The organism is Gluconobacter cadivus (assembly GCF_015244745.1).
GTDB lineage: Bacteria > Pseudomonadota > Alphaproteobacteria > Acetobacterales > Acetobacteraceae > Gluconobacter > Gluconobacter cadivus.
Map to the genome: position 1 here is coordinate 67,653 of NZ_JABCQI010000009.1, position 21,436 is coordinate 89,088.

The window sequence follows — 21,436 nt, forward strand, 5'->3', positions numbered from 1 at the left end:
TCCCCCATGTCCGATAAGACTCCCGATCCTTCCGTCGCCGCATTCAAGGAACAGCAGGACCGCTACCGCGACACTGTGTTCCTCCCCCGTACCGGCTTTCCGATGCGCGGCGGTCTGCCCAAGCGCGAGCCCGAGACGCTCGCCCGCTGGGCCGAGACGGGACTGGACGACCGGATCCGCGAAGCCGGGAAGGGACGTCCCGTCTTCACGCTGCATGACGGCCCTCCCTACGCCAACGGTCATATTCACATCGGACACGCCCTGAACAAGGTGATGAAGGACGTGGTCAACCGCGCCCATCGCATGTCGGGCTACGAGGTCCGTTATCTTCCGGGCTGGGACTGTCACGGCCTGCCGATCGAATGGCGGATCGAGGAACAGTACCGCAAGGCGGGCAAGGACAAGGACCAGGTCCCCCTGCTCCAGTTCCGCGCCGAGTGCCGCCAGTACGCTGCCGAATGGGTCCAGAAACAGGCCGAAGACTTCAAGCGCATCGGCGTACAGGCCGAATGGGCCAACCGCTACGTGACGATGGACTTCAGCTCCGAAGCCAAGATCGTCGACGAAATCGGCAAGTTTCTGCTCAATGGCAGCCTTTATCGCGGCCTGCGCCCCGTCATGTGGAGCCCGGTCGAGAAGACCGCCCTGGCCGAAGCCGAGATTGAATATCACGACATCGACTCCACCACGATTTTCGTGGCCTTCCCGGTCATCAAGGACCCGACACCCGCCCATGCCCTGAGCGGCGTCTCTGCGGTCATCTGGACGACCACCCCTTGGACCATCCCGGCCAACCGCGCGCTCGCTTATGGCCCGGACATCACCTATGTCGTCCTGCGCATTGACGAGACCAACGAAAACAGCATCGTCCCGCAGGGCGCAAAGCTGCTGGTGGCCGAAGACCGTGTGGAAGCCTTCTGCACGGAAGCGGGCATCATCGCCCATCACACGCTCTACACCCTTCCGGGCACGGCCCTCGAAGGCGCGGTCTGCGCCCATCCGCTGCGTGGCCGTGGGTATGAATATGACGTGCCGATGCTACCGGGCGAGTTCGTCACGACCGATGCCGGTACGGGCCTCGTCCACATGGCGCCGTCGCACGGTCAGGACGACTTTGCACTCTGCCGCCAGTACGGCATCGAAGTCCCCGAACTGGTGGAAGACGACGGGCGTTACGCGCCGTGGGTTCCGCATCTGGCCGGCATCCATGTTTTCAAGGCTGCCGATCCGGTTTGCGACCTGCTGACGGAAGCCCGCCAGTCCGCCGAACATGACGACGCACCCGCCACCGGCCTCATGGCCCGCGGCTCGGTCCGCCATTCCTACCCGCATTCCTGGCGCTCCAGAGCCCCGATCATTTTCCGCGCCACGCCGCAATGGTTCATCGCGATGGATGGTGAGACGAAGCTGCGCGAAAAATCCCTGAGCGCGCTGGATAACGTTACTTTCGTCCCCGAAGCGGCCCGTCGTCGCCTCACGTCGATGATCGAACAGCGTCCGGACTGGTGCATCTCCCGCCAGCGCGCCTGGGGCGTGCCGATCGCGGTGTTCGTCGAGAAGCGCACCGGCGAGGTCCTGCGCGATGCCGCCGTCATGCAGCGCATCGTCGACGCCTTCCGCGAGAAGGGGGCTGATGTCTGGTATGAAGCCGACCCGGCCGTGTTCCTTGGCGCCGACCGTAATCCGGCCGATTACGAACAGGTCTTCGACATCGTGGACGTCTGGTTCGAGAGCGGCTCGTCCCATCGCTTCGATCTGGGGCAGGAGGGGCTGAACTTCCCAGCCGATGTCTATCTTGAAGGCTCGGACCAGCATCGCGGCTGGTTCCAGTCCTCCCTGCTGGAAAGCGTCGGCACGATGGGCGTCGCGCCCTACAAGGCCCTCGTGACCAACGGCTTCGTCATGGACGAGCAGGGCCGCAAGATGTCCAAGTCTCTGGGCAATGTCGTGGCCCCGTCTGACGTGACCGACAGCCTCGGCGCGGACATCCTGCGTCTGTGGGTCCTGAACTCCGACACGAACGAAGACCTTCGCATCGGGCAGGAAATCCTCAAGCAGCAGGGCGAGCTCTACCGCCGCCTGCGCAACACGCTGCGCTGGCTCCTCGGCGCGCTCGATGGCTTTACGCCCGAAGAGGCCGTGCCCTATGCCGATCTGCCGCCGCTGGAGCAGTATATCCTGCACCGCCTGTCCGAACTGCGCGGCCTGATTTCCAGCGCGGTTGAGACGCATCAGTGGGTTGGCGTCTATCCGGCTCTGCACGGCTTCTGCACCACCGATCTCTCGGCGTTCTATTTCGACATCCGTAAGGACGCGATCTACTGTGACGCCAAATCCGATCCGACGCGCCGCGCGGCCCGCACGGTTCTGGACGTCCTGCACCGTGCGCTCTGCACCTGGCTGGCACCGGTCCTTGTCTTCACGGCGGAAGAAGCCTGGCAGGCCCGTTTCGGCGAGGACGACAGCGTGCATCTCGCACAGTTCTTCGAGCCGGACGTTGAATGGAACGATCCCGAACTCGGCAATCGCTGGGAAGACATCCGCGCCTATCGCCGCCTTGTCACGACCGAGTTGGAAACGGCCCGCCGTGACGGCACGATCGGCTCCTCGCTCGAAGCCAGCGTCACGCTGCCGCTGTCGCAGGAAGAAGCCGGAATTCTGGGGGGTCTCGACTGGGCCGAACTTCTCATCACGTCCCATGCCGAAACCGAACTGCTGCCGGGCGACACGGCCCATGGTGGCCCGCAGGTCGAGCGTGCACCGGGCCATAAATGCGCCCGCTGCTGGAAGGTCCTGCCGGAAGTTGGGGAAGACGCCGAACATCCTGCCCTGTGCCGCCGCTGCATCGATGCGGTGAGCGCCTGATGTCCCTGTGGCATGACGGCATGAGCCGTACAGGGCGTATGGTTCTGGGCTTCGCCCTGTTGGTTCTGGTTCTCGTTCTGGATCAGGCCAGCAAGGACTGGATTCTGTACACCTATCACCTGCCGGATCGTGGTTCGGTCGAGATCCTGCCGTTCCTGAACTTCACGATGGTCTGGAACCATGCCGTGACCTTCGGCATGTTCGGCGGCCTCGGCAGCCGGGGGCCGTGGATTTTCTGCGCGGTCTCGCTGATTGCGGTGGGGCTTCTGGTCTGGACCCTGACGCGGACGAAGCGCACGCTGGTTGCGGCGTCCTGTGGGGCGATCGCCGGAGGCGCCATCGGCAATGTCATCGACCGCCTGCGCTATGGCGCGGTCGTGGATTTCCTGCACGCCCATGCGTTCGGCTGGTCATGGTATGTCTTCAACGTCGCGGATTCCGGGATCGTCTGTGGCGTCATTGTCTGGCTGATCGACTCCCTTCTTGCCGAACGTCAGGCCGCCAGAGCGTCGAACGCGAAGTGATACGCTGGCGGAACTTGTTTCCACGCTCCGCTCCGGCCTTGCTCCCGCGCCGCGCGGACTGTAGGAGTGTTCCAATCATGATCGCGTCCCAGGGGCCCTCCATGCGTCGTAACCGTCTTTTCGTTGCCCGTCTCAGTGTCCAGATGGGTGCCATGGCTTCCGTCGGCCTGCTGCTTTCGGGCTGCTCGGGCGCCGATGTCTCCCGCGCGATCGGTCTCGAACGGGCCATGCCCGACGAGTACACCGTCACAACCCGCGCCCCGCTCTCCATGCCGCCTTCCGAGCAGATGCAGCTCCCCGGCGCGGCGGATGCCCATCGCCCGGACGAAAGCCCGCGGATGCAGGCGCTCGAAACGCTTTCGCCGGACACGGCCCTGCATCCGGATTCCGGCAAGGGCAGCACCGGGCAGACCGCGCTGGTCGGACAGGTGGATAAGTCCGCCAATGCGCCGAACAACGCCGAACTCGGTGCGGCCGATGCCGGTTTTGTGGACAACCTGATGTTTTGGAAAGGCGGCAATGCCGGGTCCGTCGTCGATGGTGACGGCGAAAACCGTCGCATCCGCGAGAACTCGGCTCTGGGCCGCAACCCCGCAACGGGCGCCACCCCGACGGTCCGCAAGAAGAAAGCCTTCCTCGGCGTTCTCTGAGTATGCTTGTTCCTTCCGCTCCCTGATGGGGCGCAAGGAACGGCCCTGTCTGCCGTCCGGCTCCAGTCCGGACGATGAGGAGGCATCGTGACCGAGGCCCCGTCCATGTCCCGCCCCACAATCCGTCGCCTGTCCGGTCATGTCATCGACCTGATCGCGGCGGGCGAGGTCATCGAACGTCCCGCCGCCGCGCTCAAGGAACTGGTCGAAAACGCCATTGATGCCGGTGCAACCCGCATTGTGGTCGCGCTGCGTGCAGGCGGGACGGACCGGATCGACGTTACGGATAATGGCTGTGGCATGAGCCCGGTCGAACTGGAACTGGCTGTCGAGCGGCACTGCACGTCCAAACTTCTGGACGATCATCTCGTCCAGATCCGCACGCTCGGGTTCCGGGGCGAGGCGCTGCCCTCCATCGGCGCCAGCGCGCGGCTCTCCATCACGTCCCGTACGCCAGAGTCTGACACCGCCTGGTGCATCCGCGTGGACGGCGGTGTCATCACCCCGCCGCAGCCCGCCTCCGGCCCGGTCGGCACGCGCATTGTCGTAACGGACCTGTTCTTCGCCACTCCGGCGCGGCGCAAGTTTCTCAAGAGCGCGCGCGTCGAGAGCGGCCATGCCGAATCCGTCATGCGGCGGCTGGCTTTGTCCGCGCCCCATTGCGCCATGCGTGTGCTGCTGGACGACAAGGTTCTGTTCGACCTCCCCGAACAGAGTCCGATCAGTCGTGCGGCGTCCATCCTTGAGACCACGCCCGATACGCTGATCCCGCTGGACGAACAGCGCGGGGCCGTGCGTCTGTCGGGGTTCGCCTGTGGTCCGGCCCGAACCCGCGCCACCGGATCGGGTCAGTTCATTCTGGTCAACAACCGCCCGGTGACGGACCCGATGCTCCGGACCGCCATTCGCGTAGCCTATCGTCCCGTCATCGAGCGCGGCCGCTTCCCGGTCATGGCGCTGCATCTGAAAGTGCCGCTGGAACGGTTGGACGTGAACGTCCATCCCGCCAAGACGGAACTGCGTTTCGCCGATGAAGCCGAAATCCGCTCTCTCGTCATCGGCGGTCTGGGCCGGGCGCTGGGGCATGGCTCGAAGGGCGGAGGCGGCATCCATGCGAGTTTCGCCCCGCGGTCTTCCATCGTCTATCCGCCCCGCCCGCCGGAACCCGGGGAGACGATGACGTCGCTCCCGTTACAGACCACTCTGCCCACGGCCTCAGCGCCCCAAACCCCGCAAACCGTCCCTCGTCAGGGCTTCGCAGAAACGGACCCGGCTTTCGCTCCCGCCGCCCGCGCCCCTCAGCAGCCCGAGGCGCTCGATCCGGCATTTCCACTCGGCGCGTCCATCGCGCAGGTTTTCGACACCTACATTCTCGCGCTCGCACCCGATGGCGACCTGATCCTCGTGGACCAGCATGCGGCCCATGAACGCCTGACCCATGAGCGCCTGCGCGAACAATATGCGAGCGGCGGCACCCTGCGCGCGCAGGCCCTGCTCCTGCCCGAAGTGGTGGACCTGCCTCGCCGTGAGGCCGAGGCCCTCATGGCGCGGGCGGAGGATCTCGCCAAACTCGGGATCGACCTCGAATCCTTCGGCCCCGGCAGTGTTCTGCTGCGCTCGGTTCCAGCCCTTTTGGGCGCGAAGGACATTCAGGGTCTCCTGAAAGACGTTGCCGACGAACTGGCTGGCGATCCGGATCTGGATGCCGCCAGTACGGGAAGTTTTGCCCATCATCTGGACGCCATTCTCGCTCGGATGGCCTGTCATGGCAGTATTCGTGCAGGTCGTCGGCTCAAGCCTGAAGAAATGGATGCCCTGCTGCGGGAGATGGAACGCACACCGCGGGCCAATACCTGTTCGCATGGACGGCCGACATGGCTTCGATTGACACGACGGGAACTTGAACGTCTCTTTGGGCGCGTAAAATAACACGCAGGGTTGAAGAGTGGTTTCTTGCAGCCCCATGTTAGGACCAGCGGCGATCACGTTGCCGGCAGGAAAGACAAGAGAATGTCAGCGTCACTACAAGGCAGTTCCGAGGCCAGCTCAGAAGTCAGCGATGCCTCGCTCATCCACTCCCTCCGCGCCATTCTCGGAGCGCGACATGTCCTGACGACCCCTTCGGCGACCTATCGCTTCCGCAAGGGGTTCCGTTTCGGCATGGGAGACGTGGTGGCGGTGCTTCAGCCGGGCAGCCTTGTCGAATTGTGGCGTGCCGCAAAGCTCTGCGCCGAGTCCGGTCGGATCATCATCATGCAGGCCGCCAATACGGGCCTGACGGGCGGCTCCACTCCTGACGGCAACGACTATGACCGTGGCGTGGTCATCATCAGCACAAACCGTCTGGACGGCATCCACCTGATCGGCGAAGGGCGGCAGGTAGTCTGCCTGCCCGGCTCCACCCTGCATGATCTGGAAGACAAACTCGCTGCCATCGACCGCGAACCGCATTCCGTGATCGGCTCGTCCTGTATCGGCGCGTCGGTTCTGGGCGGTGTCAGCAACAATTCCGGCGGCGCGCTGGTTCAGCGCGGCCCCGCCTTCACCGAAATGGCGCTGTTCGGCCAGATGGGCGCGGACGGCAAACTGCATCTCGTCAACCATCTGGGCATCCGTCTGGAGGGTAATCCCGAGGAAATCCTCGCTGCCGTGCAGGCCGGACAGCTTCCCGAAGCCGCCATCGACTGGAACGCCGGACGCGGTCACGACGAAAATTACGCCACCCATGTCCGGGACGTAGACGCCGACACGCCCGCCCGCTTCAATGCCGATCCCAACCGCTGGTACGAAGCCGCGGGATGTGCGGGCAAGCTGGTCGTGTTTGCGGTGCGTCTGGATACGTTCGAGGCGAACAAAAATCCGGCTGTGTTCTATATCGGGACGAACAGCACGTCCGATCTTGAAGACCTCCGCCGTCACGCCCTGACCCATTTTGATGAACTGCCGATCGCCGGTGAGTATCTGCATCGCGATGCGTTCGATATTGCCGAGAAATACGGCAAGGACACGTTTGCGGTCATCCGTTATTTCGGCACGAAATACCTGCCGAAATTCTTCTCCATGAAGTCCCGCTTCGACGTTTTCGCGCAGAAACTACCGTTCCTGTCCGATCATTTCAGCGATCTGGCGATGCAGGTCCTCAGCCGCTTCCTGCCGAAGCAGCTTCCCAAGCGCATGTGCGAGTACCGCGATCGTTTCGAGCACCACCTTATGCTCAAGGTCTCGGCTCCCATGACCGCACCGGTTCGGGCCTATCTGGAACAGTGGGCCTCAGGCACGGGCGGGGCTTTCTTCGAATGTACGCCCGAAGAAGGCAAGCTTGCCTTCCTGCATCGCTTTGCCGCGGCCGGTGCTGCCGTGCGGTACCGCGCAATCCATACGAAAACCGCCGAAGACATCGTGGCGCTTGATGTCGCGCTGCGCCGCAATGATCGTGAGTGGTTTGAGGTCCTGCCGAAGGAGATCGAGGACAAGATCATCGTCAAACTCTATTACGGCCATTTCTTCTGCCACGTGATGCACCAGGATTACGTGATCAAAAAGGGCTACAACGCCATGCAGGTGGAGCACGACATGCTCCCCGGACTGGACGCCCGTGGCGCGCGCTATCCGGCGGAACACAATGTCGGGCATCTCTACAAGGCACCGGACGAGATGGTCGCCCATTACCGCAGCCTCGATCCGTGCAACTGCTTCAATCCGGGCATTGGTCTTGCGACCAAGACCCGGAACTGGGTTGCCGAGAGCGTCTGACGCTCTCGGTTCTGTTGCGGCCCGACCCCTGTTAGAATGCGGCGGTCAGGTTCATGTTGAAAGACCGCCCCATTCCCGGCAACGGCCCCAGAACACCCGTAGCGTCGTAATCCCCCAGTGAGAGGCCGCCTAGCGGCAGATAATATCGCTGATTCAGCACATTCGCGAGTTCGGCATTGAGCGTGAAATACCGCCAGCGATAGCTCCCCCCAAGCCCCAGCAGCGCATAGCCGGGCGTGCGGGGTTCGTTGCGCAGCCAGTCCACGGTGTCCTTGGATTTCACGAGCGTCACCTCGACGCGACCTGTCCAGTTCTCATAGGTCTCGTGTAGCCCGATCAGGCCGTTCGCCGGCATCTGGTGATACAGCCCCGAATGCGTGACCAGATCCACACCGCGCACCCAGTTGATGTTCCCGACCAGCTCGCCCCGTCCATAAGCTGTCCTGTCCCACAGGCGCACGGAGCCTGAGGCGTTGAGGCCGTAGCTCTGGGCGTTGTGATTGACGAAACCCAGCATCGACAACCCGTTCGAGAAGCTGCTCAGACGCCGGACGTTAATGTAGTTGTGCGTGTAGGTATAAAACGGCTGGATCTTCAGGTCCCAGCGCTGGGTCGGGTTCGGATCATGCCAGTCCACCGTCACGCTGGCCGTATTGGCGACCTCGGGAGACAGGTTCAGGTTCCCCACATAACCGTTGCCATCGCCAAACCAGCCGATCATCCGCGTCGCCATGCTCCCCATGCCCCAGGCATAACGTTCATAGAGGTTTGGCGAGCGCGTCTTGCGGGCATAGCCCCCTTCGATGGACAGGCTGTCCAGCGGCTTCCAGCGGCCCGTCGCGGTCACGTCGAAATTGACGTCCGTGCGCCCGCGTGACGCCTGATTGAACCGCTCCGCCGCCATCGCATCGGCCATGGACATCATCCCGGTCCAGGAATACGGCGCGACCTTGCCCGTATTCATCATCACCAGATCGTTGCGAAATCCAAGCTGCGTGGAAAAGCGGGGCAGCCACTGCGCGTCCCATTCCGCGAAATGCCCCAGCCGGTCCCGATGGCCGTTATTGATGTTGTGATAGGTGCCTGGCCCCATCATCATGCTGCCCTGAAGCGGCGGCCACCAGTCGTTCAGTCCGTTATGGTCGAAGGAACTGCCCAGTTTGAGTGTGTGCTTCAGTCCGAGCGGAATGGTCGCCTTGATCGCATAGGTCGCCGTGCGCGCATCCGTGTTCATCGGCATGCCCGTGGTCGCGCTGTGGCCGCCCTTGTCCGAAAGCATGTCCATGACATGCGTCACCCGCTGCCAGGAGCCGCGCACATCGAGTGTGCCCCAGTTGAAGTCGCCCTTGTACTTGCCGTTCACGAAGGTGGAGCGGTTATTGGTCATGTCCATGTACTGGTTGGGAAAGCCCTCATAGGGGATGTCCTGCTGACCGAAAGTCAGGGCCAGAAGATGATTGGCCTTCTTCACGCCCAGCGTCACGGCATGGTTGAAGCTCAGATACTCGGTGGACCGCACGTGCTGCCCGTTCCCACCGGCCTGATAGTCGCTGGCATGGGAATAGGACGCGGTATAGCGCAGGCTAAACATGTCATTGGCGACCGTCAAAGACCCCGAAGCCCCCGAACCGCCCCCATTGCTGCGATAATCCCCCCGCACATGCCCCGTCACGAGGATATTGCCCGTTTTGGCGAACAGCGGGTCTTTGCGCTCGATCTCGACGGTCCCGCCGATGCTGTCTCCGCCCAGACTTACGGGCGTGATCCCCGCAATGGCCACCGCACGCGAAACGCTGTCGGGATCGACATAGGACATGGCGGGATTCATGTGGTTCGGACAGGCGGCATCAATCCGCATGCCGTCCACGAGCGTCGCCACCCGATCGTCGGCCATGCCGTTCAGAACGGGCAGGGCGGAGACGCCGCCTGCGGAATAGGTGCTGTAACCGAGCGCATGGTCCAGAAGATGCGCTGTATCCGCGCTGGTCGTCTGGGGTTGGCGTATGCCGATGACGTTCAACTGTTCGGCCTTGGCAGACTCAACGGAGTCTGGCTGGGAGAGAACATCCTGTGCGGATGCTCCTGAAAAGGCGGTCAGGGTAAAGAAAAGCGCCGTCAGGCACGGGCGCGCATAACCTGCGTCCGTGCGGGTCCTGTAATGGGGAAGCATGATCCACATCCTCGACTGATCTGAAATCCAGTCACGGCGGATCACGCCTCCGCAGGCTGTCCCGAAAAAGACAGACCGCAAGGCAGTTTCGTCCTCCGCCATGACCACAATGGGGGTCAGACGAGGCGAGGTGGTCCTCGGGAAGGGGGAAGCAGTCGCCAGATTGCGGGCGGCGCACGCGGCGTACCGGGCGTCTGGCGGATCTGGCGTCCCAGGGTCCCACAGGCCGGCAGCACAGGCAGACTGGCCAGAATGACCGCCAGAAGCTGTAACAGGGGGCAGAGCGGGCAGGTGCCGTCATGCGAATGATGATGATGTCCAGCCGTCATTCCCGGCATCGGACCGGGCATCACCATGGGGGACGGTGCAATGTCGATGCCCGTCAGGCGCTCGATCGTCGCCCGGGGACTTTCTTCGGGATAGGAACATCCCTGAAGAACGAGTTGCCCCAGAAACCCCAGAAGAACCACGGCGATGACTGCGAGCGCAGGCAAACCGGACCGTCGGTTCGAAGGGGAAAAGAGGCAGGACATGACGCCCGCATCTGGCGCCGACATCCCCTGTCGGTCAAGAGAGCGAAATACGTCCCGACCCTATATTTCTGTCTGTTTTCAGCCGATTATAGGGCCCGCGTTGCGTCAGTGCAGGGACTTCTGCCGTCCGGTCAGCACATTCCCTGCCGAGGCGGCGGCAATACACAACACCCCCATCCAGCGCATTGCGGACAGGGCCTCATGCAGGAACACAAACCCTGACAGAGCGCCCAGCATCGGCTCCATGCTCAGAAGGATACCCAGATCGCGCGGGCTCAGGGTCCGCATCGCCATCATGTCCAGAATATACGGCACCGCCGAAGACAGGACCGCCACGCTCAACGCGGCCCCGCCCTGCCAAGGATGGGTCAGGACCGTCGGAATCGTCGGGATCAGACAAGGCAGCAGCAGGATGGCCGCCGTGCTCATGCCCAGTGTCGTGGCAACGGGCGCCGGGAACATTTTCCCCATCCGCGTGCCGGTCAGGATATAGACCACCCATCCACACCCGCTCAGAAGGGCCGCCGCCACGCCGAACAGATTGAGTGACGCCAGACCCACTGTCGGTCCTTCGGGCCGCAGCAACAGGAACAGCCCCGCAACCACCAGTCCCGCCCAGCACAGATCCAGCCAGCGGCGGGAGCCGACCAGCGCCAGCGTCAGGGGACCGGTGAACTCAAGAGCGACGACCACGCCCAGTGGCAGCCGGACCAGCGCCACGTAAAAGCAGAAATTCATGATCGCGACAGACGCGCCATAGGGCAGCAGCAGCTTCAGCCGCTCGACCGTCAGCGTGCCCGGCGTCGGCCGCCAGATGCACAACAGAATGACCGCAGCCAGACAGACGCGCAGCCCCACCATGCCGGTCGGGCCAAACAGTGGGAACAGTCCTTTCGCCAGCGTCGCGCCGATCTGGAAGGAGGAAATTCCCCCGATCAGACATCCGACCGCCTTGAGCTGGCTATTCGTTTCCGTGGAGCTGACCTGTGACGACACGCTCAGACGTCGAGTTCGTCAACGGAACGGGCATGTTCCTGAATGAAACGGAACCGCAGTTCCGGCTTGCGGCCCATCAGGCTTTCCACACGCTCGCTGGTTGTCAGACGGTCCTCGGGCGGGGTGATGACGCGCAGAAGCGTCCGTCGGGCCGGGTCCATGGTCGTTTCCTTGAGATCCTTCACCGGCATTTCGCCCAAGCCCTTGAACCGGGAGACCTCGACCTTCGCATTGGCCTTGAAATCGGTTTTGATCCGTCGGACGCGGTCCTGATCGTTCATGGCATAGACCGTCTTGGGTCCATGCGTGATGCGATAGAGCGGCGGTTGCGCCAGATGCAGATGGCCCTGACGGATCAGTTCCGGCATTTCGCGATAGAAGAACGTCATCAGAAGCGAGGCGATATGCGCCCCGTCCACGTCGGCATCCGTCATGATGATGACGCGCCCATAGCGCAGACGGCTGATATCGAACGACGCCCCGATGCCGCAGCCCAGAGCCTCGGTCAGATCCCGAAGTTCCTGATTGGCCCGTAGTTTGTCGGTCGTGGCGGAGGCCACGTTAAGGATCTTGCCCCGCAACGGCAGCACGGCCTGCGTCTCGCGGTCGCGCGCCTGACGGGCGGAGCCGCCAGCCGATTCGCCCTCCACGAGGAACAGTTCTGTCTCGGCAGCATTTTCGCGTGTGCAGTCCGTCAGCTTGCCGGGAAGGCGCAGCTTGCGTGTGGCGCTTTTGCGGGCCGTGTCCTTGACTTCACGGCGGCGCAGACGCTCTTCCGCGCGTTCCACCATAAAGGCCAGCAGGCTGTCCGCCTGTTGCGGATTCCCGCCCAGCCAGTGATCCACGCGGTCGCGCAGCGCCCCTTCGACCAGTCGCGATGCCTCCTGAGAAGTCAGTTTGTCCTTGGTCTGGCCCTGAAACTGCGGATCGCGAATGAAGACCGAGAGCTTGGCGGCCACGGAGCCGAGAACGTCTTCCGCCGAAATGGCGGCGGCCCGCTTGACCTTGCGCTGATCGCCCCAGGCACGCAGGCCCTTGACCAGCGCGGCCCGGAATCCGGCCTCATGCGTGCCGCCCTGAGGCGTGGGAATCGTGTTGCAGAACGAGGACAGGGTCGCCGTTCCGCTCTCAAGGAACGCCACGGCCCATTCCACGCGTCCGCCCGTCCGCCCATCGGATGCGATCGGCAGATCCACATCTCCCGCCCAGAGCGGTGTCAGCAGATCCGGATCAGGCCCGAGTTCCGCCGAAAGCGCATCTTCCAACCCGTTGGGGAACTGGATGGTGGCTTCAACCGGCGTCTCGTCGCCCGCTTTGATGAGGGATGCTTCGCATTTCCACTGGATCGTTACCCCCCGGAACAGCGCCGCCTTGGAGCAGCACATCCGGTAGAGCCGGGCAGGGGAGAAATGATGGTTGCCGAAGATTTCCGGATCGGGCGTAAAGCGTACCGTCGTGCCGCGCCGGTTGGGCGCGTTGCCGACTTCCGCCAACGGCGCCAGCGAGACACCGCGCACAAAGTCCTGCCGGTACAGCGTCCTGTCTCGCGCGACTTCGACTTCCAGCTTCTCGGAGAGCGCATTGACGACCGAACTGCCCACGCCGTGCAGGCCGCCGGACGTGTCATAGGCCTTGCCCGAGAATTTTCCGCCCGCATGAAGCGTGGTAAAAATCACTTCAAGCGCGGATTTGTCGGGAAATTTCGGGTGAGGGTCGGTCGGGATGCCACGGCCGTTGTCGCGCACCATGAGCGTGCGCGGGCCTTCCAGCCGCACGTCGATGGTGGTGGCATGACCCGCTACCGCTTCGTCCATCGCGTTGTCGAGGATTTCGGAGGCGAGATGATGATACGCGGTATCATCCGTGCCGCCGATATACATGCCCGGACGGCGCCGGACGGGCTCAAGCCCTTCCAGCACCTCGATGTCGTGGGCACCATATTCCGTATCGACCGGCCCCTTGCGGGATGTTCCGGCCTTGGGTTTGCCTGTCTTGCCTGACTCGAACAGATCGCTCATGTCTGCGTTGTCGCCGCCCCGCTAAGGAACGTCAAGCAAACGCTTCGAGGCAGGGGCGACCGGCGGCTTCAGAACAGGGCCTCAGGCGCGGTTCGTGCGGCGTGTTGCGGCCTTTTTCGTCACGCCCTTGCGGGAATGGCGGTCCACGGTCGCTGGGGCTTCGCAGCTCTCATAGGAAGCAGGCTGGGCCACGTCCTTGGCTTCGGCGTAATGGGCCAGATCGGCAGAGCTTTCGAGAGCGTTGATCTCGTCGAACATTGCTTCGCGCTGCTGGCAGAACACCGTGCCGGATTTCAGTCCACCGAGCGACTGGATGTCGGCAAGCTGCGTGATGTAGTCGTCATGTTCGACCTGTGCGCGACGGCCATAGGTCGTGCGGAAATAGCTGTTCAGACGCTCGTCCGCATTCAGCAGGGCAGGGCGGAACTTGTTGACGAAGGCATTGTAGCGGTCCTGCGCCTTGCACGACAGCGCCGTCACCATCAGTTCGGACTTCAGTCCGGCCACATCGAAAGCCTCATGGGCGGGCGAATTGCCGCAGTCCGCAGCGCGGGCGGAAAGAGGATGAACAGCAGCAAGCGTAGCGCAGGAAAGCCCCACAGCAAGCAGGCCCTTGACGGAACGACGGAAGATCGACGGCATTGACAGACTCCACAAGACCGGATCGACCGGCCACAACCACTGGAACAGACTACCCGCGGTCGACCCCCGGCGAAAGCTGATTCTGCGTCTGAGGAACGTGCGGCAAGCCCTTCATCCGAAACATGATTTCATGGCAGAAAAGGGGCGTGACGGCCTTCAGGGGCAATTTATCGGCCCTGTGGCACAAAATACCGTCAAAATGGTCAGAGCATTCGGATGCAGCCTTTCGCCCCGTGCCGTCCTGCTCTACATGCGAACGTCTGTCTGCTGCGGAAACGCGGCCTGTCCTGTCACGATGCGTTGGAGTTGACCGTGCGTCTGCGAGGTTCTGCCATTACCCTGGGTTCGGCATTGGCCGTGTCCCTGCTTCTCTCCGGCTGTGCCCAGCAGCCGATCGTCCAGCGTTCCGTGGCTCCGAATCCTTTCGGCTACCAGCGGACATCCGCCGTCTGCCACGTCTCGTCCGTCAAGAAGGCTGCCGATGGCACGATGAGTGTGGACATGACGGTCCGCAGCGATGACGGCCTGTGCTCCATCGCCATCCAGCAGCCGCTGGGAGGCAATTATGCCTCTTTCGGTGTCAATCCTCCGCCGTCACACGGCAAGGCCTTCCTCTACAATTATGACGGCAAGACCTATGTGGATTACACGCCCGCTACGGCTTATGCCGGAACGGATTCGTTCACGGCCGAACTGATCCCAGGGAATGGCCAGAAGCGCGAGCATCTGACGATTCACGCCACGGTCGATGCAACGGGTGTGGTCGTCGCAAAGCCGCCCGCAGTCGTTGCCCCCACACCGGTCAAGGCTACGGCCAAGAAGGCGCCTGTCCGTCACACGACGCACCGCAAGAAATAAGACCCATTCCAGTCATGGACAGGGCGGAGAGGCTTCTCTCCGCCCTTTTTTGTGCCTAACAGACACAAAAAAAACCGGCGGCTCCAAAGGAAACCGCCGGTAGACCGGAAAGGCTGGGCTTGTCCGTAGCTCTTACTTGAAATCGATTTCCACGCGCCGGTTCTGCGGCTCGCGTGTATTGGCTGCCGTGACCACCAGCGGATGGCTCTCGCCGAAACCCTGTGTCGCGATCATTCCCGCCGCTACGCCATCCCGCACCAGCTCTTCCTTGACGGCACTTGCACGACGCTGGGACAGCGCCATGTTGTAGGCTTCGCCACGCTGGCCCGGATGCGCTGCCGAACTGTCGGTATAACCGCTGACCTCGATATGCGTGACCTGAACGGACGTGGAGTTGCGCGCTGCTGCCGCGACCACGGCTTTTGCCCGTGCGCTCAGCGTGGCCGAATCCCAGTCGAAGAATACCAGATAGGTCCGGGTCGGTGCAGGGCCCGGGATCGGCATTGGCGCTTCAACCGGCTTCGGCGGTGGGGGCGCCGGATTAAACTCGTAGCGCAGACCCAGCATCAGCGAGTGGTTGAAGTCCGTACGGGTGTCGCGGTTGCCGCTGGACACGCCGAATTCCTTCGTCTTGTCCCAGCCGCCATAGATTCCGGTGGCCGTGGCATGGTGCCCGTTCGGCCCCATCAGCGTGTAGAATCGGTATTCCGCGGTAGCCGACAGACCCACGACCCACGGAACAGGGAAGGAGAGACCGAAAATACCCTGATAGGCAAAGTTTCCGGCCGTGCCGCCGACATGCTGATCAAAGGCGCCGTTCGGAGCATGAACATAAGTGTTCATCGCCTGCCAGCCATAGCCGATACCCGCGCCGAAATACGGGAAGACCCAGGACTTGCCGATATCCATGTCGAACAGAGCATTGGCCATGACGCCATAGCCCTGCTGACGCCCGCCGACAGAGGACGGGAACGTGCTGGAGCGGAACTGCTGCAAGCGGTTGTTGCGGTAGTTGCCTTCGACCTCGACGCGGAAGCCGTTTCCGAGGCCATAGCCCAAGCTGCCGATTCCGGTCACGCCCGCCTGATAGTGGTCACGCCCGCTCGGAAAGACAGGCGACAGGCGTGCCGTCTGGTCCTGATTGAAGCTCGCGCCGCCTTCACCTGCAACATACAGTCCTTTGACGGGCTGTGCGGTTGCGGCACCCATGACGAGCATCGAAACGCCTGCAGTGAACCCGGCACGGGTTAGCCAGGTCCTGACAACGGATCGGTGCGTCATGTCCATTTTTCTCCAACCAGCCAAATCTGCCAACCTTACCGTGTGTGTTCTTGCCGAAAGCTCGGACGATGGCAACGCATCACACAGCATAATGCCGCATCATGCAGTTTTCTTTATGGCAGGTTCGCCATGTGCTGTGTCTTCACTCCCACAGTTTACGCCTCTTCGTCCAGATCGAGCCTGCGTGACCCGAGGGTCCGCTCGATGGGCAGGGAGACGTCGCGCATCTCAAGCTCAACGATCCACAGATCGGGATCATACTGTTTCTGCCGTTCCAGATAGGCGTCCACACTGGCGGCATCGCTCGCATCCACGCGGGTCCAGCCCGATCCGTCCTCCCGCAGAACACCAGTCCCGCCCGAGCGGTCTGTCAGGACGATCAGGACCGCACCGGCATCCTCATCGCCCTTTTTCAGAACCATGGCCGAGGTTCCGTCCGAAGAAATACGGCGCAGGACAGCCCGTACCCAAAGTCCCGTTTTCAATCGTGCGCCCATAACCGTTTCCGTTCGTCCTGCAAGGTTAGTGGAGAGGCGCGCTGTTCTCGTCGGGAACAGACTCCAGAGCCGCCTTATAAGCGGCAGGGGAAGACAGCAGCGCCTTTGCTGCGTCCATGTCGGCATCCGAGCCGATGGCGGCCGGACAGTGCTTGCGGATCTCGAGAATTTTCGCGACCGGGACCGGATAGCGGGCGGCCCGGGCGGTCTGCACGGCCTCGCCCTGAAGGCTGTTTCCTGCTTTCAGGGCGGAAAGCTGTGCCTGAAGCGCGTCCGCTCCAAGCGACGTGCAGATCTGCGGCATCACGCCCAGTCCCTGAATTGGCCAGCCCAGCGGAGCCTGATTGCGACTCCATGTCACGAACAGTTCGCCGCCATTGGGCATCTGCCCGATCACCTGAACCAGCCCCTTGCCCAGAGTTTCGCTGCCGATCACGACGGCGCGCCGGTGATCGGCCAGCGCGGACGCCAGAATTTCGGCAGCACTCGCTGTCCGTCCGTCCACGAGAACTACCACGGGCGTTCCGTTGGTCATGTCGCCGCCCTGAACGGCCCAGATATGGTTGGCCAGAGGATTCCGGCCCTGCGTGGTTACGGCGACGCCATGATCGAGCAGGAGAGCCGCCGTTGTCACGGCCTGTTGCAGGACGCCACCGCGATCTCCACGCAGATCGAGAATGATGCCCGCAGCCTTGCCTTTTCCCGGAGGCGGAGTGGGGGCGTCCGGGGTCGGTTCGTCCACGACCTGATCGATATACTGGCTGATTTCCTCGGCTGTCTGGGTCGAGAAGGACGTGACGCGCAGGACGGTGAAGGGACCATCGGTGGACGCAAACACGGTTTCAGGCGGAACCTGAACCCGTTGCAGTTTGAAGGTCGTGGGTCGGTGTCCCTTCGCGGCGATTCCCAGCGTAACGGCGCTGTGTTCGTCGCCTTCCAGCCACTCTTGAACGGTTGCGGCATCCTGACCGTGCGTGGAGCGTCCATTGACGGACACCAGATGCTCGCCCGTATCGATGCCTGCCTCCCATGCGGGACCATTGGCGTTGACGGCTGTAATTACGATGTTCCGTCCGCTCTGCCCGAGGCTCAGCCCCACTGTGCCGGTGCTGCCCGTGCGCCGCGTCCGGTCCGACGTGGCGGGAGAGGGGCCGAGATAGCGGGAATACGGGTCGAGATGATTGAACAGTTCGTCAAAAAATCCCTGCAACAGCGCGTCTGATCCGGCATCCCGCAAGGTGGAGGAATGCTGCCAGGCCGCCTGCATGGCCGCCGTGACCAGATCCGCCCATGCGGTATGGCTGTTCGTCGAGGGCAGAGTGCGGCTGAACAGAACGGTCTGGCCCTGAAGGACGCTCAGTGTCGTGGTGGACGGCGCATCGGCAGGTTTTTCAGCCGCGACGGCCGTTCCGGACGTATGGACGACGCCAGGGGCTGCGGCCGAGGGCGTGATCGTGACGGATAGGGTCGGGTCGATGGCCGTCAGACCGTCCAGCCCCCAGACGCAGAAATCCCGTGCGGAATGGGCCTCCAGCGTTCGCGGCTCCAGAAAGCCGAGCGCCGCGACCAGAACGTCCCGTGTGATGGGGGACGAAAAAACGGGAGGTGCGGGCGGGGGCGGAGCGGCTGTAGGCGTTGCGGGAGCCGGGGCATTGCCGGTCGGTGTCTGGGCTTTTGCGGTGCCGCTCTGAACTGCGAGAACCATGATGCAGACCGTCAGACACAGCGCCACACGACATGCCGCCTTGCGGCTGCGCGGCATGAAAAAGGTCACAGGGCGGGCGGCATGACGCAAGACGGGGTCCTTGGAGACGGGACGGCAAAAAACGGCTGCTCCCGTAACGCGACCACGCCACAAACTTCAGCCACGGTAAAGACTTGCCAGATCAAATCTGGGGTCGGCAGTGCCATCTGGCAACACTGCCGAGCCGATCTGTTTTCAGTCTTCCGACGACGTGTCGGAGACAGTCTTACGCTTCCGCGGCGTTGTGGTTTTCGTTTTTGTGGCGGATTTGGCCGGGATACGCTTCGTTACCGTCTTCGGAGCGGCCTCATCCCCTTCCGCAGAAGCAACGGTTTTCTTGGCCTTTGTGGTCTTTGGAGCTGCTTTTTTCGCGGAAGTTTTTTTTGCGCCACCTTTCAGGGGCTTGCCCTTTTCCGCCAGAAGCGCCACCGCCTCATCGAGCGTGACCTCGTTCATGTCCTGCCCCTTGGGCAGGTTGGCGATCAGCTGACCATGCTGGGCATAGGGTCCGAACCGTCCCTTGCGGATCATGACCGGCTCACCGTCTTTCGGATGTGCGCCCAGATTGCGGATGGAGGCGAGCTTTTTCGCCAGCGCATCCACGGCCCGGTTCAGCCCGACCGTCAGAACATCGTCATCCTTGTCGAGCGTGCCATAGATCGCGCCCATCTTCACATACGGTCCGAACCGTCCCAGACCGGCTTCGATCTTCTCACCCGTTTCAGGGTGAAGCCCCACCAGACGCGGCAGGGACAGCAGGCCTAGCGCCTGTTCCATGGTCATGGTGTTGCCGTCGATTCCCTTGGGAATCGTCGTCCGCTTGGGTTTGGCTTTCTTGTCCTCAGGATTGGGTTCGCCGCGCTGGATATACAGCCCGTACGGCCCGCGACGGATCGAGATGTCCTCGCCGGTATCCGGGTCCTGACCCAGAATTTTCGGACCGTCATTCAGCCCTTCGGTGTCGCCTTCTTCGGCCACCAGACGGCGTGTGAACTGGCAGGTCGGATAGTTCGAACAGCCGATGAAGGCGCCGAACTTGCCAAGCCGCAGGCCCAGCCGCCCGGTTCCGCAGGATGTGCAGACGCGCGGATCGCCGCCATCAGGGCGGGGCGGGAAGAAATGCGGCGCGAGGTCTTCGTCCAGAGCGTCGATGACGTCCGAGATTTTCAGATCTTTGGTCTGCGCCACTGCCGCCGAGAAATCATGCCAGAACGCGGCCATGACATCATGCCAGTCCGCGCGGCCGCCTGAAATGTCGTCAAGCTGCTCTTCAAGCGAGGCCGTGAAGCCCGAATCCACATAGCGCTCGAAGAAAGACGTCAGGAACGCCGTAACCAGCCGTCCACGATCCTCGGGGATGAAGCGCCGTGCATCCAGCCGCACGTAATTGCGGTCCCGCAGCACGCCCAGAATGGAGGCATAGGTCGAGGGGCGGCCAATGCCGATCTCTTCCATTTTCTTGACGAGCGAGGCTTCCGAATAGCGCGGGGGCGGCTGGGTGAAATGCTGTTCGGCATCCACGGCGCCGGTCGTCAGGCGGTCGCCTTCCTTCATCGGCGGCAGGAGCTTGCCGTCTTCATCCTCGACTTTGGTGTCGTCCCGGCCTTCGATATAGAGCTTGAGGAAGCCGTCGAATGCGATGGTCGAGCCTGTGGCGCGCAGAAGCGTCTGACCGCTGGCATCGGCGAGCGTCACCGCGACCTGATCCAGTTCCGCCGACTGCATCTGCGAGGCGACGGAGCGCTTCCAGATCAGTTCGTACAGCTTCTTCTGGTCGGGTGTCAGCGCATGGCCGACCTGCTGGGGCGTCAGGAAGACGTCCGTCGGACGGATGGCCTCATGGGCCTCCTGCGCGTTCTTGGCCTTGGTGGAATAGGCGCGCGGGAAATCCGGCACATAGTCGTCGCCGAACGTCTCGCCGATATGCCCGCGGATGGAGCCAATGGCTTCTTTCGCCATCGTCACGCCGTCGGTTCGCATATAGGTGATCAGGCCTGTAGTTTCGCCGCGCAGATCCACGCCTTCATAAAGTTGCTGCGCCGTACGCATCGTTGTCTGCGCGCTCATGCCGAGCTTGCGGGATGCTTCCTGCTGGAGGGTCGATGTCGTGAACGGCGGCGGCGGATTACGCTTGGTGCGCTTGCGCTCGACGGAGCGGACCGTGAACTGGCCGCCGAGGACCGTATCGCGCGCTCCGAACGCCAGCTGTTCGTTGTTCAGGTCGAACTGGTCGAGCTTTTCGCCCTTGAGATGCGTCAGGCGGGCCTGGAACGCGGCCTTGCCGGGTGTCGTGAAGCCGCCGGTGACGGTCCAGTATTCTTTCGGGCGAAAAACCTCGATTTCGGCTTCGCGCTCACAGATCAGACGCAGTGCGACGGACTGCACGCGCCCGGCACTCCGGCTGCCCGGCAGCTTGCGCCACAGGACGGGGGAGAGCGTAAAGCCCACCAGATAGTCCAGCGCGCGGCGGGCCAAGTAAGCGTCGATCAGCGGGCGGTCCAGCTCGCGTGGAGCCGCCATCGCCGCCGTGACGGCCGATTTGGTGATTTCGTTGAAGGTGACGCGATGGACGTCCACGTTCTTCAGAAGCTTTTTTTCTTCCAGAACGCTGCGGACATGCCACGAAATCGCTTCGCCTTCGCGATCCGGGTCAGTGGCGAGATAGAGGTTTTTCGCCCCCTTCAGCGCCTTGGTGATGGCCGAGATCTGCTTTGCGCCGCGTTCGTCCGTCTGCCAGCTCATGGCAAAGTTCTCGTCCGGGCGCACGCTCCCGTCTTTGGGCGGCAGATCTCGCACATGTCCGAATGAAGCGAGCACGGTATATCCGCTTCCCAGATACTTGTTGATCGTCTTGGCCTTTGCCGGGCTCTCGACCACCACAACGTCCGTCATCGCCACTCCGGTA

At 62.8% G+C, this 21,436-nt stretch carries 15 protein-coding genes; 6 read left to right on the forward strand and 9 right to left on the reverse strand.

Going from position 1 to position 21,436, the window contains the following annotated elements:
• Positions 1-6: 6 nt before the first annotated feature.
• The 5 genes from ileS to dld all read left to right on the forward strand — a co-directional run bounded on the left by ileS (position 7) and on the right by dld (position 7,792).
• Positions 7-2,865: an isoleucine--tRNA ligase gene (ileS, locus tag HKD28_RS13090; RefSeq protein WP_194268698.1), complete on the forward strand. Its 2,859-nt coding sequence runs from the start codon at positions 7-9 to the stop codon at positions 2,863-2,865.
• On the forward strand, positions 2,865-3,389 hold the full coding sequence (gene lspA, locus HKD28_RS13095; protein ID WP_194262782.1) for a signal peptidase II: 525 nt from the start codon (positions 2,865-2,867) through the stop codon (positions 3,387-3,389). Before ileS ends, lspA begins: the two co-directional genes overlap by 1 nt.
• A 77-nt stretch (positions 3,390-3,466) precedes the next feature.
• Positions 3,467-4,039 (forward strand): DUF3035 domain-containing protein, encoded by a 573-nt coding sequence (locus HKD28_RS13100; RefSeq protein WP_062030712.1) that lies wholly within the window; start codon positions 3,467-3,469, stop codon positions 4,037-4,039.
• 105 nt (positions 4,040-4,144) lie between these two features.
• The gene (gene mutL / locus HKD28_RS13105) at positions 4,145-5,968 is read left to right on the forward strand and encodes a DNA mismatch repair endonuclease MutL (protein ID WP_194268735.1); all 1,824 of its coding nucleotides are present in this window, start codon (positions 4,145-4,147) and stop codon (positions 5,966-5,968) included.
• 81 nt (positions 5,969-6,049) lie between these two features.
• On the forward strand, positions 6,050-7,792 hold the full coding sequence (gene dld / locus HKD28_RS13110) for a D-lactate dehydrogenase (RefSeq protein WP_194268699.1): 1,743 nt from the start codon (positions 6,050-6,052) through the stop codon (positions 7,790-7,792).
• Positions 7,793-7,823: 31 nt separating this feature from the next.
• Here dld and HKD28_RS13115 read toward each other — a convergent pair whose 3' ends face one another.
• The 5 genes from HKD28_RS13115 to HKD28_RS13135 form a co-directional block, all read right to left on the reverse strand.
• Positions 7,824-9,962, reverse strand: coding sequence for a TonB-dependent receptor (locus HKD28_RS13115; RefSeq protein ID WP_194268700.1), 2,139 nt, complete (start codon positions 9,960-9,962; stop codon positions 7,824-7,826).
• A 116-nt stretch (positions 9,963-10,078) separates the two neighbouring features.
• Positions 10,079-10,519: a DUF2946 family protein gene (locus HKD28_RS13120; protein ID WP_407925773.1), complete on the reverse strand. Its 441-nt coding sequence runs from the start codon at positions 10,517-10,519 to the stop codon at positions 10,079-10,081.
• 81 nt (positions 10,520-10,600) lie between these two features.
• Positions 10,601-11,491: an EamA family transporter gene (locus HKD28_RS13125; protein ID WP_194262787.1), complete on the reverse strand. Its 891-nt coding sequence runs from the start codon at positions 11,489-11,491 to the stop codon at positions 10,601-10,603.
• A 2-nt stretch (positions 11,492-11,493) separates the two neighbouring features.
• The gene (parE, locus tag HKD28_RS13130; RefSeq protein ID WP_194268701.1) at positions 11,494-13,509 is read right to left on the reverse strand and encodes a DNA topoisomerase IV subunit B; all 2,016 of its coding nucleotides are present in this window, start codon (positions 13,507-13,509) and stop codon (positions 11,494-11,496) included.
• Positions 13,510-13,590: 81 nt separating this feature from the next.
• On the reverse strand, positions 13,591-14,151 hold the full coding sequence (locus HKD28_RS13135; protein WP_099286058.1) for a hypothetical protein: 561 nt from the start codon (positions 14,149-14,151) through the stop codon (positions 13,591-13,593).
• A 216-nt stretch (positions 14,152-14,367) separates the two neighbouring features.
• On the opposite strand from HKD28_RS13135, the gene HKD28_RS13140 reads away from it, so the two are divergent.
• Positions 14,368-15,009 carry an Ig-like domain-containing protein gene (locus HKD28_RS13140; protein WP_235993469.1) on the forward strand — a complete coding sequence of 214 codons (642 nt, stop codon included), beginning with the start codon at positions 14,368-14,370 and terminating at the stop codon, positions 15,007-15,009.
• 132 nt (positions 15,010-15,141) lie between these two features.
• On the opposite strand, the gene HKD28_RS13145 is transcribed toward HKD28_RS13140, so the two are convergent.
• The 4 genes from HKD28_RS13145 to topA all read right to left on the reverse strand — a co-directional run bounded on the left by HKD28_RS13145 (position 15,142) and on the right by topA (position 21,423).
• On the reverse strand, positions 15,142-16,290 hold the full coding sequence (locus HKD28_RS13145; protein ID WP_194262789.1) for an OmpA family protein: 1,149 nt from the start codon (positions 16,288-16,290) through the stop codon (positions 15,142-15,144).
• Between the two features lie 155 nt (positions 16,291-16,445).
• Positions 16,446-16,787, reverse strand: coding sequence for a DUF1491 family protein (locus HKD28_RS13150; protein ID WP_194262790.1), 342 nt, complete (start codon positions 16,785-16,787; stop codon positions 16,446-16,448).
• A 25-nt stretch (positions 16,788-16,812) separates the two neighbouring features.
• Positions 16,813-18,582 (reverse strand): S41 family peptidase, encoded by a 1,770-nt coding sequence (locus HKD28_RS13155; RefSeq protein WP_235993470.1) that lies wholly within the window; start codon positions 18,580-18,582, stop codon positions 16,813-16,815.
• Positions 18,583-18,726: 144 nt separating this feature from the next.
• A complete protein-coding gene (gene topA, locus HKD28_RS13160; RefSeq protein ID WP_194268702.1) occupies positions 18,727-21,423 on the reverse strand; it encodes a type I DNA topoisomerase in 2,697 nt (898 codons plus the stop codon).
• Between the last annotated feature and the right edge of the window lie 13 nt (positions 21,424-21,436).

Excerpts from the sequence above, each read along its gene's own strand:
- ileS (WP_194268698.1), top strand. The coding sequence starts at position 7 with ATGTCCGATAAGACTCCCGATCCTTCCGTCGCCGCATTCAAGGAACAG.
- lspA (WP_194262782.1), top strand. The coding sequence starts at position 2,865 with ATGTCCCTGTGGCATGACGGCATGAGCCGTACAGGGCGTATGGTTCTG.
- HKD28_RS13100 (WP_062030712.1), top strand. The coding sequence starts at position 3,467 with ATGATCGCGTCCCAGGGGCCCTCCATGCGTCGTAACCGTCTTTTCGTT.
- mutL (WP_194268735.1), top strand. The coding sequence starts at position 4,145 with ATGTCCCGCCCCACAATCCGTCGCCTGTCCGGTCATGTCATCGACCTG.
- dld (WP_194268699.1), top strand. The coding sequence starts at position 6,050 with ATGTCAGCGTCACTACAAGGCAGTTCCGAGGCCAGCTCAGAAGTCAGC.
- HKD28_RS13115 (WP_194268700.1), bottom strand. The coding sequence starts at position 9,962 with ATGCTTCCCCATTACAGGACCCGCACGGACGCAGGTTATGCGCGCCCG.
- HKD28_RS13120 (WP_407925773.1), bottom strand. The coding sequence starts at position 10,519 with ATGTCGGCGCCAGATGCGGGCGTCATGTCCTGCCTCTTTTCCCCTTCG.
- parE (WP_194268701.1), bottom strand. The coding sequence starts at position 13,509 with ATGAGCGATCTGTTCGAGTCAGGCAAGACAGGCAAACCCAAGGCCGGA.
- HKD28_RS13135 (WP_099286058.1), bottom strand. The coding sequence starts at position 14,151 with ATGCCGTCGATCTTCCGTCGTTCCGTCAAGGGCCTGCTTGCTGTGGGG.
- HKD28_RS13140 (WP_235993469.1), top strand. The coding sequence starts at position 14,368 with ATGCAGCCTTTCGCCCCGTGCCGTCCTGCTCTACATGCGAACGTCTGT.
- HKD28_RS13145 (WP_194262789.1), bottom strand. The coding sequence starts at position 16,290 with ATGACGCACCGATCCGTTGTCAGGACCTGGCTAACCCGTGCCGGGTTC.
- HKD28_RS13150 (WP_194262790.1), bottom strand. The coding sequence starts at position 16,787 with ATGGGCGCACGATTGAAAACGGGACTTTGGGTACGGGCTGTCCTGCGC.
- topA (WP_194268702.1), bottom strand. The coding sequence starts at position 21,423 with ATGACGGACGTTGTGGTGGTCGAGAGCCCGGCAAAGGCCAAGACGATC.